Annotated in this window: 13 protein-coding genes; 11 read left to right on the top strand and 2 right to left on the bottom strand. The window is 68.3% G+C overall.

Annotated elements, in window-relative coordinates:
- Positions 1-174: 174 nt before the first annotated feature.
- From Q0C38_RS00405 to Q0C38_RS00385, 5 genes are all read left to right on the top strand, one after another.
- The gene (locus Q0C38_RS00405) at positions 175-672 is read left to right on the top strand and encodes a PRC-barrel domain-containing protein (protein ID WP_291295066.1); all 498 of its coding nucleotides are present in this window, start codon (positions 175-177) and stop codon (positions 670-672) included.
- Between the two features lie 109 nt (positions 673-781).
- On the top strand, positions 782-2,317 hold the full coding sequence (locus Q0C38_RS00400) for a glucan biosynthesis protein (protein WP_291295065.1): 1,536 nt from the start codon (positions 782-784) through the stop codon (positions 2,315-2,317).
- A complete protein-coding gene (gene mdoH / locus Q0C38_RS00395; RefSeq protein ID WP_408869992.1) occupies positions 2,305-4,515 on the top strand; it encodes a glucans biosynthesis glucosyltransferase MdoH in 2,211 nt (736 codons plus the stop codon). The genes Q0C38_RS00400 and mdoH overlap by 13 nt, the downstream gene beginning before the upstream one ends.
- An 86-nt stretch (positions 4,516-4,601) precedes the next feature.
- Positions 4,602-5,093: a ferritin-like domain-containing protein gene (locus tag Q0C38_RS00390; RefSeq protein WP_291295063.1), complete on the top strand. Its 492-nt coding sequence runs from the start codon at positions 4,602-4,604 to the stop codon at positions 5,091-5,093.
- Positions 5,094-5,340: 247 nt separating this feature from the next.
- On the top strand, positions 5,341-5,931 hold the full coding sequence (locus Q0C38_RS00385; protein WP_291295062.1) for a PRC-barrel domain-containing protein: 591 nt from the start codon (positions 5,341-5,343) through the stop codon (positions 5,929-5,931).
- Between the two features lie 83 nt (positions 5,932-6,014).
- Here Q0C38_RS00385 and Q0C38_RS00380 read toward each other — a convergent pair whose 3' ends face one another.
- Positions 6,015-6,305: a hypothetical protein gene (locus Q0C38_RS00380; protein ID WP_291295061.1), complete on the bottom strand. Its 291-nt coding sequence runs from the start codon at positions 6,303-6,305 to the stop codon at positions 6,015-6,017.
- A 223-nt stretch (positions 6,306-6,528) separates the two neighbouring features.
- Here Q0C38_RS00380 and Q0C38_RS00375 point away from each other — a divergent pair, with 223 nt between their 5' ends.
- The 5 genes from Q0C38_RS00375 (at position 6,529) to Q0C38_RS00355 (ending at position 9,701) form a co-directional block, all read left to right on the top strand.
- Positions 6,529-7,116 carry a sigma-70 family RNA polymerase sigma factor gene (locus Q0C38_RS00375; RefSeq protein ID WP_291295060.1) on the top strand — a complete coding sequence of 196 codons (588 nt, stop codon included), beginning with the start codon at positions 6,529-6,531 and terminating at the stop codon, positions 7,114-7,116.
- A gap of 162 nt (positions 7,117-7,278) precedes the next feature.
- Positions 7,279-7,407: a hypothetical protein gene (locus tag Q0C38_RS00370; protein WP_291295059.1), complete on the top strand. Its 129-nt coding sequence runs from the start codon at positions 7,279-7,281 to the stop codon at positions 7,405-7,407.
- Positions 7,408-7,504: 97 nt separating this feature from the next.
- Positions 7,505-8,377: a hypothetical protein gene (locus Q0C38_RS00365; RefSeq protein ID WP_291295058.1), complete on the top strand. Its 873-nt coding sequence runs from the start codon at positions 7,505-7,507 to the stop codon at positions 8,375-8,377.
- A gap of 170 nt (positions 8,378-8,547) precedes the next feature.
- Positions 8,548-8,958: a hypothetical protein gene (locus tag Q0C38_RS00360; protein ID WP_291295057.1), complete on the top strand. Its 411-nt coding sequence runs from the start codon at positions 8,548-8,550 to the stop codon at positions 8,956-8,958.
- Positions 8,959-8,993: 35 nt separating this feature from the next.
- Positions 8,994-9,701, top strand: a complete 708-nt coding sequence (locus Q0C38_RS00355; protein WP_291295056.1) for a PIG-L deacetylase family protein — start codon at positions 8,994-8,996, stop codon at positions 9,699-9,701.
- Positions 9,702-9,876: 175 nt separating this feature from the next.
- Here Q0C38_RS00355 and Q0C38_RS00350 read toward each other — a convergent pair whose 3' ends face one another.
- Positions 9,877-10,128 carry a hypothetical protein gene (locus tag Q0C38_RS00350; protein WP_291295055.1) on the bottom strand — a complete coding sequence of 84 codons (252 nt, stop codon included), beginning with the start codon at positions 10,126-10,128 and terminating at the stop codon, positions 9,877-9,879.
- Positions 10,129-10,361: 233 nt separating this feature from the next.
- Here Q0C38_RS00350 and Q0C38_RS00345 point away from each other — a divergent pair, with 233 nt between their 5' ends.
- The gene (locus Q0C38_RS00345) at positions 10,362-12,530 is read left to right on the top strand and encodes a hypothetical protein (protein WP_291295054.1); all 2,169 of its coding nucleotides are present in this window, start codon (positions 10,362-10,364) and stop codon (positions 12,528-12,530) included.
- The last annotated feature ends 11 nt before the right edge of the window (positions 12,531-12,541 follow it).

Genomic DNA, 12,541 nt, shown 5'->3' with positions numbered 1-12,541 from the left:
CGCTCCCTGTCTCCGGGCCAATCGGCCCAGGCGGATGATGGCGCATCACGAGAACGATCACGGTCGGCGGAGGTTGCGCCCCATACGCTGGAACCGCGGGGCGCTGCGCAGGCGGCGGGAACCTGGGCCCGCCAGGTCGGTTCTGTCCGCATCCCAACCCACGGAGGTTCACCAATGGCCGGCACGACCCACGATACCCGACACAGCGTTGATGCACGCGAGACCACGTCACTGATCGCGTCCGACAAGGTCGAGGGCACCAACGTGTATGACCACGCGGGCAACAAGCTCGGTTCAATCGACACCGTGATGATCGACAAGACGAGCGGCCAGGTTTCCTACGCCGTTCTCTCGTTCGGCGGCTTCCTCGGCTTCGGGGAGAGCCACTATCCGTTGCCGTGGGACCAGCTTCGCTACGACACGCGGCAGGATGGCTACGTGGTCGGCATCACCGAGGAGCAGCTGAAGGGCGCTCCGAGCTACGGGATGCAGGACACGGTCGATTGGACCGACTCAACCTGGCGCGGCAGCATCGACAGCTACTACGGCGCTGGCCGTGCCGACGATCGCCGCATGGGCGAGGGTAGCGGTCGCGCCGGCGGCTCCAGCATGGGCACCGGCTCCAGCATGGGCGCGGGCTCGAGCACGGGCGGCAGCTACCGGAAGGTCTGACCACGGTCAGTTCACCAGGCTGGTGGGGCTGCCGCGCGCGCGGCAGCCCCATTCGCTTCCGGGCTCGCTGGTGAGCCCCTGATGAACCCCCGCAACGGAGGTCGCCAGAGTGCTGCGACGGCATGTGATGATGGGTGGCATCGCCGCAGCAAGCCTGTCGGCCAGCAGCCCTACGCTCGTTGGGACTGCACAGGCAGAGGGGCAACCGTCGGACGCTGACGGCTTCAGCGCCGAGCAGGTCGCCATGCGCGCGCGACACTTGGCAGCGAAGCCGTATGTGGCACCCGACAACGCCTTGCCCCCCTCGCTGCGTGACCTTTCATACGACCAGTACCGCACGATCCGCTTCGATCGCAGCCAGGCCCCGTGGCGCAGCGAAGGCCTGCCCTTCCAGCTGCAGCCGTTCCATCGGGGCTTCCTCTATCGCGATCGGGTGGCGCTTCACGACGTGGATCACGGCGTCGCCCGTCCGCTTCGCTTCGGGTCGCGCCAGTTCAGCTATGGCGAGAAGATAAGGCCGGTGGCGGACGAGGACCTTGGCTACGCGGGCACGCGCGTCCTCACCCGGCTCAACCGCACCGACCACTACGACGAGGTCGTCGCGTTCCTCGGTGCGAGCTACTTCCGCGCCGTTGCCAGGGGGCATGTCTATGGCATCTCCGCGCGCGGCCTCGCGCTCGGGACGGCTGATCCGAAAGGCGAGGAGTTTCCCTGGTTCCGCAGCTTCTGGTTCGAGCGCCCCGATCCCGAGGCCGAGACACTCGTGGTGCACGCCCTGCTCGACAGCCAGAGCGTTGCCGGTGCCTATCGCTTCACTGTCAGGCCGGGTGCGGTGACGACGATGGATGTCGATGCGCGGCTCTATCCACGGCGAAACCTGATCTCCGCAGGCATAGCACCCTTGACCAGCATGTACCTGCACAGCCCGAACGATCGCGGTGGCGCGGATGACTATCGCCCAGCCGTGCACGACTCCGATGGCCTGCTTGTCCTGACGGCGCGCGGCGAGCGGCTCTGGCGCCCGCTGACGAACCCGCGCACCCTGCAGGTCAGTGGCTTTGCCGATCGCGATCCGACCGGTTTCGGATTGATGCAGCGGCGCCGGTTCTTCACGGATTTCCACGATCTCGAATCAGCCTTCCACCGCAGGCCCTCGCTATGGGTCGAGCCGCTGAGCCCCTTCGGCGAGGGTGAGGTGCAGCTCATCGAGATTCCGACGCCGAACGAGATCAACGACAACATCGTCGCGTTCTGGCGTCCGAAGGCACCGCTGCCAGCCGGTGGCGAGACGCGGCTTCAGTACCGGCTGCACTGGTGCTCGGAGCCGCCCATCGGCCCGACGGTCGCTGCGTTCACCGGCACGCGCGTGGGCGCGGGCAGCAACGCGCGGATGCGCCGCTTCGTCCTCGACGTCGACGGCAGGGCACTCGCGGAGCGTCAGGGCGCGCCGCGTCCTGTCCTCGATGCGTGGGCAAGTGCGGGGACCATCCATCACGCGACGATTCACCCGAATATCGAGACGGGTGGCCTGCGCGTTGCCTTCGAATTCGCCTCCGGCGGCGCGCCCATGGCAGAGCTCGGCGTGAGGCTGCTGCATGACGGCGCACCGTTGACCGAGACTTGGCTGTACCGATGGTCGGCATAAGCGAGTTCGCGGGCCGCGCTCGCCGCCGCGGCGGCGATCGGGTGCTCCCTGCGATGCCACTTGGATGCCCGATGGCGATGCCTGTTCAGTCGCTTGGCCGTGCGGAACCCCGCGCGCCAGCGCGGTTGCCATCCTCGCCCCCCGGCATTGCGTGGCGCAGGCTCCTCGTCCTCGGCGGGGCCACGATGCTCGGCATCGGTGCAACCATCGAGATGTCGAAAGTGCTGGACGGTCCTGGCCCTGGCATGCCGGCGATCATCCTGCTCATGCTCTTTGCCATGCTCTTCGCGTGGATCGGGCTTGCCTTCATCAACGCCATCATCGGCTTTGCCGTGTTGCTGCGCGGCCGTACCCATCATCTGCTCGAGGCCGGTGGCAGGCTTGCACTCACGACGCGCACGGCACTGCTGATGCCCATCCACAACGAACAGGCCGCCGCGGTGTTCGGCGCGATCGAGGCGATGCATGGCTCGCTGGTCGAGGCGGGTGCGGCTGCGAGCTTCGACATCTTCGTGCTGAGCGACACGACGGACCCAGATGCGTGGATCGCGGAGGAAGCACAGTTCCTGGCGATCCGCCACCGCATCGCCGGCGGCCCACCGATCCACTATCGCAGGCGCCACGATAATGCGGAGCGGAAGGTCGGCAACATCGCTGAGTGGATCACGCGGTTCGGCGGCGCCTATGCGCATTTCGTCGTGCTGGATGCCGACAGCGTGATGGAGGGCCGTACGCTGGTGCGCCTTGCAGGAGCGATGGAACGACATCCCGATGTCGGAATGATCCAGACCCTGCCCATCAGTGTCGACGGCGAGACGCTGCTCGCCCGGATGCAGCAATTCGCTGGCCGCATCCATGGCGCCCTCATTGCCGCGGGCAATGCCTGGTGGCAGGGCGCGGAGGGCAACTACTACGGTCACAACGCCATCATCCGCACCGCCGCCTTCGCCGCGTCTGCCGGCCTTCCGCACCTCCCTGGCGCCAAGCCATTCGGTGGGCAGATCCTTAGCCACGACTTCATCGAGGCAGCATTGCTCCGCCGCGCGGGCTGGGCGGTGCACACGATCCCATTGCTCAGCGGCAGCCACGAGCAGGGGCCGCCCAACATGATCGACAGTGCGATCCGCGATCGCCGGTGGTGCCAGGGCAACCTCCAGCATGCGGCGATCCTGCCGGCGGCGGGGCTCCACCCCATCAGCCGGCTTCACCTTCTGACCGGCATCGGCGCGTATCTCACGGCGCCGCTGTGGCTCGCCTTCCTGATCGGCGGAATCGTCCTTTCACTAAAGGCCCATCTCGCGGGGCATGTCTATTTTCCGACAGGCCATGCCCTGTTCCCGCACTGGCCCGTCGTCGACCCCGTGCGTGCGAAGTGGATGTTCGTCGCGACCATGATGATGCTGATCGTGCCGAAGCTGCTCGCTGCCGCAGCGTTCCTGCGGAACACGAGCGAAAGCCGCCGCGCGGGCGGGGCTGGCACCGTGCTTGCCGGAACCGTGATCGAGATCATCGTTTCCGGGTTGATTGCCCCCGTCTCGATGCTCACGCACGCGCGCCACGTGGCGAGCATCCTCGCGGGCCGTGATGCCGGGTGGTCGGCACAATGCCGTGACCGCAGGCATGTCGCCTGGCGCGACGCCATCCGGCTCTATGCGTGGCACACATTGCTCGGCGTGGCACTTTGCTTCGTCATCCTCATTGCGCCGTCGCTCGCGCTCTGGATGTCACCGGTGATCCTCGGCCTCCTGCTCGCCATCCCGCTCGTCGTCGTCACCGGCAGCGCAAGGGTCGGGCAGGCACTGGCGCGGGCGGGGCTGCTTGTCATTCCGGAGGAAGCATCGCCGCCACGCGTGCTGCAGCGCGCGGCCACTTGCCGCGCCCGGCTGCGCAGCCTCGATGCGCCGGATGCCGACGGCATCATCCGACTTGCCGCCGACAGAACGCTGCTCGCACTGCATCTCGCACTTCTGCCGGCTGCGCGACGTGCAGGCCATGCGCGTCAGGATCTCAAGCGGGCGACTGGGCGGACGAAGGTCGCTGCGGTGGACGCGCTCACCGATGCGCTCGCCATCCTCGATCGCGAGGAGAAACTGGCGCTGCTCGGCGATGCTGGATCGGTGGCGGCACTCGTCGCGCTCGCCGATGGAACGAAAGCCAGGCGAGACGATCGGTCAGCCGACGCGGTGGCGGCGCAATGAGCGCACCCCGCCGCTGGGAACCCGTCCGCGCCGAGGCGGTTCAGCCCCAGCACTCGCCGCGGGTGCGGTGAACGGAGGTTGATCCAATGCAGTTCAGTGAACTCTTCATGATGACGCTCAAAGACATCTACTACGCCGAGCGTCAGCTGCTGAAGGCGTTGCCCAAGATGGCGCGGGCTGCGCAGAATCCCAAGCTCAAGCAGGCTTTCACCGAGCACAAGGAACAGACCCAGGGCCAGGTCGAGCGCCTGCAGCGCGTGTTCGAAACGCTCGGCAAGAGGGCGCAGGGCCAGACCTGCGAAGCAATCCAGGGCCTGATCCAGGAATGCGAGGAACTGCTCGAGGAGGCCACGCAGCCAAGCCCCGTCCGCGATGCGGGACTGATCGCGTGTGGCCAGGCGGTGGAACACTACGAGATGGCGCGCTACCTCACCCTCATCGCGTGGGCCGAGGGGATGAACCAGCCCGACATCGTCAAGCTGCTGCGCGAGACCCTTACCGAGGAGAAGGCAGCGGATAAGCTGCTTGAGGATCTCGCCAGCCGTTCCGTCATCGCCGAGGCGCAGGCCGCGGCGTGAAGAGCGCGATGTTTTGAAGCCGGTCGTGCCCACCACCGCATGAACAACGGGACGGGCGAGGGCGGCGGCAGATGCTGTCCGGCTTCGCCCGTCGTCCCTCACCCGTCGCGCCAATGCGGCCCTCATGCGATGCGCAGCACCGCGGCCGCCATGCCGCCGACCTGCTCGGTTTGACAGCCTGCTGGCTGGAACCTACCGACACCACACTGGTTCTTTCCGCACCAACAGCATGAACGGGAGAGACACCATGCCGACACGGAACCGCCTTCTCAGCACGAGTATCGTTGCAGCGACGATCATGATGGCCGCCGGCTTTGCAACCGCCCAGGCACCGGCGCAGGCACCAGCCCCGACACCATCACCGGGGATGAGCGGAACCGCCCAGCCAGGCACCGATCGCCCTGTTCCGCCTGGTTCCGTTCCTGGCTCGATGCCTGGCCGCGCACAGCCCGGGCAGCCGGGAATGGGCGCGATCCCCGAGCGGCAGGCAGCCCAGCCCCCGATGGGCGGTGCGGGTTCGACGACCGGGTTCGTGCGACAGGCCGGCGCATCCCACTACCTCGCCAGCAGGCTCGACGGTGCTGACGTCTACACCACGGGCGGCGAGGACAAGATCGCCGATGTCGCGGACGTGATCATCTCCGATCGCGGCGAAGTCATCGGCATCATCCTCTCGTTCGGCGGGCTGGTCGGCATTGCGCAGAGCTATGTCGCAGTCGAGCCAGCAGCGCTGCGGATGCGCCGCGTGTCCGACGACGAAACACGGGTCGAGACGACGCTGACGGAGGAGCAACTCCGCAACGCCCCGAAATTTGACTACACCGCCCGCCGGCGCTGAGCCGAACCGGCCCGGCAGGGTCGGGGACAAAGGAAAGGGCCGCGCGTCATGCGCGGCCCTTTCTGCGTGCGCGGCCCGCGTCATCAGCGACGCGGATCATTGTCAGGCGGGTTGAGGCGCGTGTCGGGCTCTGCCCATACCGGACGGCCGAGATTGACGTCGCTCGGGTCGGTCGTCGCGCCCGTCACGGCGCCGGCGGCACCGCCAACGACACCGCCGACGACGGCGCCCACCGGCCCGCCGAGTGCGCCGACACCCGCGCCCGCGGCCGCACCGGCGGCAGCGCCACCCTGAACGCGTTCATCCTGCTGCGTGCCGCACGCGCCGAGCGTGACGGCTGCGCACACGGCGAGCGTGGAAGCGATCCTTCGCATGGCTGGTCTCCCATTGCGCCCACGGAATGCGGGCGATGGACGACAAACGGGCGAGGTGCGGCAAGGTTCGCAGGAAAACGCAGCGTGCCACTCAACCAGGGCGTCAGCATGGTGTGATGACCACCCGGATGCGGGTGATTCCTCCCCGGCGTGCACCGGTGAGCCGCAACCCTCGCGCGGCATGCGTCGTTGACCCTCACGTGGAACCAGTGAGAGCCTCGCCATGCCGTCGATAGATCGGGACCTGGTCGCCCTCCTGCCAAACATGCGGGCCTACGCATTGTTCCTCACGGGCAACCGGGCGGATGCAGACGACCTCGTGCAGGATACCGCCGTCCGCCTTCTCGCGGCTGCCGATCGTTTTGAGCAAGGCACGAACTTCAAGGCGTGGGCCTTCAGGGTACTGCGAAATCGGTTCCTCAACGAATTCGTCGCCAAGCGGCGGCGGACGCGCCCGCTGCATGAACTCGACGACGGTTTCGCCTCCGTGTTTCCCGACCAGATGGACGGGCTTGAGCTCAAGGACCTGGTGCGACAGTTCATGCGGCTCCCGCCCGAGTTCCGCTCCGTGCTTGCGCTCGCGGGTGGGGCGAACATGTCGTACGACGAGATCGCGGCGATTTCCGGCTGCGCCGTCGGGACCGTGAAGAGCCGTGTGCATCGGGCGCGCGCCGCACTCGAGGCGCTGTTGCGGCAAGCCTATTCGCCCAACTCCCTGCCGCAGCGGCAGCAGCCCGCGGCATCTCCACCCGCGCAGCGTGGGGGCCGCGCGCCACGCGAGGGTGAGGCCACCGACGGGCGGGCGGTGTGACGGCATCGCCTGCCCCGGCGCGCGTCGACGTCCGCTCATGACACTGCCTGAGCGATGCACCGCACGCGGCATGAGGATTCGTGCAACCGCCGCAGTCACCGCGCGTTCCCCAATCTCCGGCACTGGAGAATTCGCATGACCGAGCCGCCGCAGAATGGACCGATGAGGAAGGATGGAGCGCCCGCGGTCCAGGTGCGACAGGGCATCACACCCGGCATCGTGCGCTACGTGCTTGCCGTCTCGCTCGTCCTCGTCGTCATCGGTTTCGCGCTGTCATGGCTGTTTGCCTGAGCGCTTGACCCACGTCGGGGAGGGAACTTCCCGGCGCGCGGACGGTTCGGTTCAGTAAGCGCTTCCTGTCGAAGCCCGTGAGCAAAGGACAAGGCCCATGAACGTTACGCCCTCGGCGCGCATCGACGCCCGCCTCGATCCTGCACCGCCCGATACCATCATGATGCAGGGTGCTGCCCCCACCGTCAGCTGGGGCGCGATCCTCGTTGGCGCGATTGTTGCGATCGCATTCGGATCAATGCTGCACGCCCTCGGCGCTGCGATCGGTGCCTCGTCGGTTGACGCGGTCGACCGCGACAGCCCGAGCGGCAGCACGTTCACCATCGCCGCCGCTTCATGGATGGCCTTGTCGAGCGCTCTCGGGCTTCTGCTCGGCGGCATCGTCGCGGCGCGGCTTGCAGCGACATGGAGCAGGAAGGACGCCCTGCTGCACGGGATGGGCGTCTGGGCTGTCAGCTTCGTCATCGCAATTGCGCTGGTCGGCACCGCGCTCTCAGGCGGAACGGTCGCTGCCATCCGCGGTATCACGGGTGCGGCGACATCGGTCGCGGCAGCGGGCGGTGCGGCCGTCGTGTCGCAGGTCGATCCGAGTGAGATCGCCGCGGGGCTCCAGCGCCGCCTGGCCGCGCCGTCCGATCCCGCTTCGGCATCGCGTGAGGACCTGATGGCGGAGATGGCCGACCTGGCCGGCCGTCGCCTTGCCGATGGCTCCTGGAACCCCGACGACCGCGCGCGGATGGAGCAGCTGATCGCTGCGACGGCGGGCATCGCACCGGAAGAGGCCCGCCAACGCCTCGACCAGGCGGAGCAGGCGATTGTGGCCCGTGCGCGGGCCGTGGAAGAGCAGGCACGCCGTGCTGCGGATGTCGCGGCGACGTCAGGCGCGGTGCTTGCGTTCTGGGCCTTCGCGACGATGCTGCTCGGGCTCGGCGCTGCCGTCGGTGGCGCTGCAGTCGGCGCGCGCCGCTAGCACAGACAACCAGTTTCCGCACATTGCAGGCGCTCGGCGTGAGCCGGTCGCCTGCAGCGTCGCGTGCCCTGCGCTGGGTTGGCGGGTGTTGGCGCAGCGCTGGAACCTTCGCCCGCACCCGTGGTTCTGACCCTACACCCCACCGCCACAGCAGGCATGGAGCGATGAGCATGGATGGCACGACCCGTGATGCAGGGACCAAGCTGCGCGAGGACCGGCTCGATGACGCGCTCGATGACAGCTTCCCAGCGAGTGACCCACCGTCGATGACGGATCCGACTCGCCGGACCGGCGAGCCGATTGCACCAAAGCGGCCGGGTGCTTCGCCCGACATGCCCAGCCCGCCGGTCCGCGGTCCAGAGGACAGGCCGATTCCGACCGAGGATGTTCCGCCCGAGCTGCCGCCGCGCGAGAGCCCTCCGGAGGAGCCTCCCATGCCGGCCGAGATGCCGCCGCGTGACAATCCGCGCCGCCCTGCGGCCATCACGGGCAGCGAGGCGCAGCTTGGGCCGTTCTCGGTCGAGCGGCTGCGCGCACTCTGCCTGCGGCTGATGTCGGGCGGCGCCGGCCAGCCTCGGTGACTGCAACGGCAGCAGCATGCGAGGCGCGGCAGCCGATGTTCCCGCTCGTCGATGTCGGCGAACTGGCGACTGGCGGATCATTCCTGATCGTCGCACCGCATCCGATCGATGAGCTCCTCGGCTGCGGTGGCCTCATCGCCGAGGCGACGCAGCGTGGACTGCCGGTGCACATTGTGATGTTGACGGGCGGCGCGGGCGTTCTCAGGGCGCTGCGAGACATGCCGCTCCGCGACATCCGGCGGGTCGACGTTCTCCGTCGCGCCGAGACATTGACGGCCATCGCGCGGCTCGGGGGGGGCGCCGCGATGGTCTCGTTCCTCGACCTGCCGGAGGGCGCGCTTGCGGCCGACGGGTTCGCATTTGGCATCGCCGTGGACGTCGTCGCAGCCATGCTGCGGCAAAGGTCCGCCGGCATCCTGCTCGCTCCAAGCGATGCGGATCCGCATCCCGACCATGGCGCTGCCGCGCACATTGCACGGGCTGCGGCGCGTGCCGTCGCCTCACCGCCGCGACGCCTCGCCTACGCGGTCTCGGGGTCGCCCGGGCATGCCGGGCATGCGCCACCCCGGGCCGGAATCGCAGTCAATGTCGGCGTCCATGCTGCACGCCGACACTGGGCACTCGAGGCCTATCGGAACGTAAGTGGGACGATGGAGGAACAGGGCCATGCGGTGAGCCACCCGGCGCAACTGCGCAGGATCGTCGCACGCCCCATCGAGTGCTTCTTCACCCCTGAGGATTGAACCCGTGAGATTGAGCACTGGGGAGGGAACCCTCGGTAGTGAATCCCGGGGAGGGAACCCTGGGGCGTCAGTGCCCGGGAAGTCGCGCCGCCCGATAGTCGCCGGCGAACCACCGTGCACGCGGAACCCGCCGGCCTTCCGGCCGACGGATCCAGCATCGGCGCGTGCGGGAAGCTCAGCGGTCCTGGCGACGAGAACCCTGGTCGCGCTGCTCCCCCTTGCCCCCGCCAGGGCCGTTGATGTCGAGCGCCTTGCCACCGGGCTGCTTCTCCTCGGTGCTCCCGCCACCATAGCCCTTCGAGCCCTGCTTGCTGGCATCGCCAGTCCCACGGCCCTGCTCGTGCTGCTGCTTCGGGTCGTTCGGCCCGCCAGGCTGCTGGCGCTGGCCACCGGGGTTGGCCGGATTGTTCTGGTTCGGTTGTGTCACGAGACCTTGTCCTTCCCTCTGTTTGCCCGCCTCTGATCGGCAGCGGGATTGAGGGTTGAACCGGCGTTGCTGCTTCGGGTTCGCGTCGGTGCAGTCACGCGTCGGGGAGCGGGCCGGCCGCTGGCGGTGCCGGTGAAGGCGCATGATCTGGATCACAGCGTTGCACGCTTCAGTGGCACTAGCCTTCCTTGCCACAGCCCAACACGGGAAAGACATGGGGAAGGACACCGCCGATGGCACGCGCGCCAACGACACCCAAGGCCGGCTCCACGACAAAGACGCCACCCGCCGACACCCTGGGCAGGGTGACCGACAGGATTCCGTCCGTCGCCGTCATCGCTGACCCTGACAAGGCACCACTCAACGACATTGCAGCCACGAGGCTGGCAAGGCTCTCTGGCGTCGCGGTCGCAGAACTCGCCAAGCGGCCGGTGGCCGAGCTCGCGGATAGACTTCGCTTCCGCCTCGACCCCGCCTTGCTAGCGTACCGCCGCGTCTGCGGCCGCGTGGTCAAGCGTGGGCCCGATGGCACGATGCTGCCCGTGCCCTTCGCCACAGTCCATGTCGAGGATACCGACTGTTCGCTGCTTGGTTGGTTCCCGCCCGGCTATCCGTGGGGGTGGTACTTCCCGCTCTCGTGCAAGCGCGAGGTGATCGCCACGGCGAAAACCGACGCGTGCGGCCGTTTCTGCGCCTGGGTGCCGCGCTTCGACATCGACTGGGTGCTGCGCTGGCGCGCCCAGCGCGTCTGCTACGACGTGATCTTCGAGCGCCCGACGCTGGCCGACATCCTCAAGGACATCGACGGCATCAGGATCCCCGAGCGCATCCGCTGGCCTGAGCCGCCGATCCCAGAGCCCGATCCGCCGCCGCTGCTGCGCGATGGTGGCTTCGCGATCCGGCGCGTCGAGCAGCTGGTCGGGCGCGAGACGGCCGAGGTGATGGTGCGTGCCGAGCGTGCCAAGGCAGCCGGTGCGCCAGCCGCCGCGATCAACGCCATGCTGGCCGCGACACGCGTGGCGATGGCCCCACCGATGCCGGAGGGCGGCGGCGCCGCGGCAGCGGGTGCAACGACACGGGCGATGATTCCCGACGCCGCACGCCTGCCGCTCGCCCGCGGGATGACAGCGGAGATGCTGAAGCAGGTGCGCCCCGACCGCTGGATCGGACCGTTCCGTCGCTGCCACACCGTTGTCCTGCCGCAATGGCTCCCCGTGCTCGACGTGCCCGACATCACCTTCCGCGTGACGCAGGACGTCGACAATGACGGGGCGGAGGAGACGATCTACTCAGAAGGCTTCTTCGACGTACGCTGGAACAGCGGCGCGATCCCCGATGTGACGCTCGAGGCAAGCCCGATAGCGGTCGCCGGCATCACGTGCGACGTCCCCGACATCGCCTGCGGCACCGTACCTGCCGTCACCTTCGCCGGCCTCATGCCGGTGGTCGACCCGTCGGCGCCGGCAACGCCTTACCACGACGCCGTCACCGGCTACGCCAAGCGGCCGAACCGACCGCGCGCCTCGGGGCTCGACCCGGCACGGGCGTCCGACCTGCCACTCGCGGCAGCCGATACGCCCTATTGCGGCACACTGCAGCTCTATGGCTGCGTCGAGATCGATAACGCAACGAGCTATCGCCTGCTGTATCGCCACAATGGCAGCGTGCAGGTGCCGTTCACCGGCCTCACCTGGCCACTGCACAGGATCACTGGCGGCAGTCTGCAGACGGTTTGGCAGGCGGCAGACGCGACCGGGTGGTACCCCGTTCGCCCCGCGGCGGAGGGCTGGCACCCCGCACGGCTTGCGCTGAACTGGCCGACGGGCGGCTTCGCCAACGGCCTCTATGAGGTGACGCTCGAGACGCGCAACGCTGCGAACGCGGTCAAGACCGCAACGCCTGTCGGCTTCCGCATCGACAACAGCCGCCCGAACGCGCAATTCACCTCGTTGCGGTGGCGCACCGTCGGCGGGGCGTGGAGCCTGCCGATGGAACTGGTCTGCCCCGTCATCCGGCGCCCGGCGGGTGTGGACATCGAGATCGAGGTCGGCTGGCTTGCCTCCGCCAACCACTTCCGCTCTGCCTTCCTCCGCGGCGGTGGCTGCGGCGGCAGTGCGGCACCGGTGCTCGTATCGGCCGAGAACTCGGCTGAGGCCTGGCACACCATGCCGCTCGACACTGCGGCGGTGCGAACCGCGATCTTCCGGCTCGCCGGGATCGAACCGCCAGACTCAGCAACCCCTGGCGCGCAGGTGCAGGGCGCCTTCTCGTTCTCGTTGGATGTCGCCTCGCGGGCCTTCAATCCGGCGGGCGGCGACGGCGGGTTCGAGGCGGACTGGTTCTACGACCCCGTCTCGATCCATATCGTGCCATCGCTGCCGGTGGCGGTGGTGAGCCTTTGAGCCACGGATGA

Origin of the sequence: Elioraea sp. (assembly GCF_022842375.1) — a bacterium.
Lineage (GTDB): Bacteria > Pseudomonadota > Alphaproteobacteria > Acetobacterales > Acetobacteraceae > Elioraea_A.
Note: the sequence above shows the minus strand (reverse complement) of the source record. Positions and strands in the feature narration are given on the sequence as shown.

Excerpts from the sequence above, each read along its gene's own strand:
- Q0C38_RS00345 (WP_291295054.1), top strand. The coding sequence starts at position 10,362 with ATGGCACGCGCGCCAACGACACCCAAGGCCGGCTCCACGACAAAGACG.
- Q0C38_RS00370 (WP_291295059.1), top strand. The coding sequence starts at position 7,279 with ATGAGGAAGGATGGAGCGCCCGCGGTCCAGGTGCGACAGGGCATCACA.
- Q0C38_RS00375 (WP_291295060.1), top strand. The coding sequence starts at position 6,529 with ATGCCGTCGATAGATCGGGACCTGGTCGCCCTCCTGCCAAACATGCGG.
- mdoH (WP_408869992.1), top strand. The coding sequence starts at position 2,305 with ATGGTCGGCATAAGCGAGTTCGCGGGCCGCGCTCGCCGCCGCGGCGGC.
- Q0C38_RS00405 (WP_291295066.1), top strand. The coding sequence starts at position 175 with ATGGCCGGCACGACCCACGATACCCGACACAGCGTTGATGCACGCGAG.
- Q0C38_RS00385 (WP_291295062.1), top strand. The coding sequence starts at position 5,341 with ATGCCGACACGGAACCGCCTTCTCAGCACGAGTATCGTTGCAGCGACG.
- Q0C38_RS00365 (WP_291295058.1), top strand. The coding sequence starts at position 7,505 with ATGAACGTTACGCCCTCGGCGCGCATCGACGCCCGCCTCGATCCTGCA.
- Q0C38_RS00380 (WP_291295061.1), bottom strand. The coding sequence starts at position 6,305 with ATGCGAAGGATCGCTTCCACGCTCGCCGTGTGCGCAGCCGTCACGCTC.
- Q0C38_RS00360 (WP_291295057.1), top strand. The coding sequence starts at position 8,548 with ATGGATGGCACGACCCGTGATGCAGGGACCAAGCTGCGCGAGGACCGG.
- Q0C38_RS00390 (WP_291295063.1), top strand. The coding sequence starts at position 4,602 with ATGCAGTTCAGTGAACTCTTCATGATGACGCTCAAAGACATCTACTAC.
- Q0C38_RS00355 (WP_291295056.1), top strand. The coding sequence starts at position 8,994 with ATGTTCCCGCTCGTCGATGTCGGCGAACTGGCGACTGGCGGATCATTC.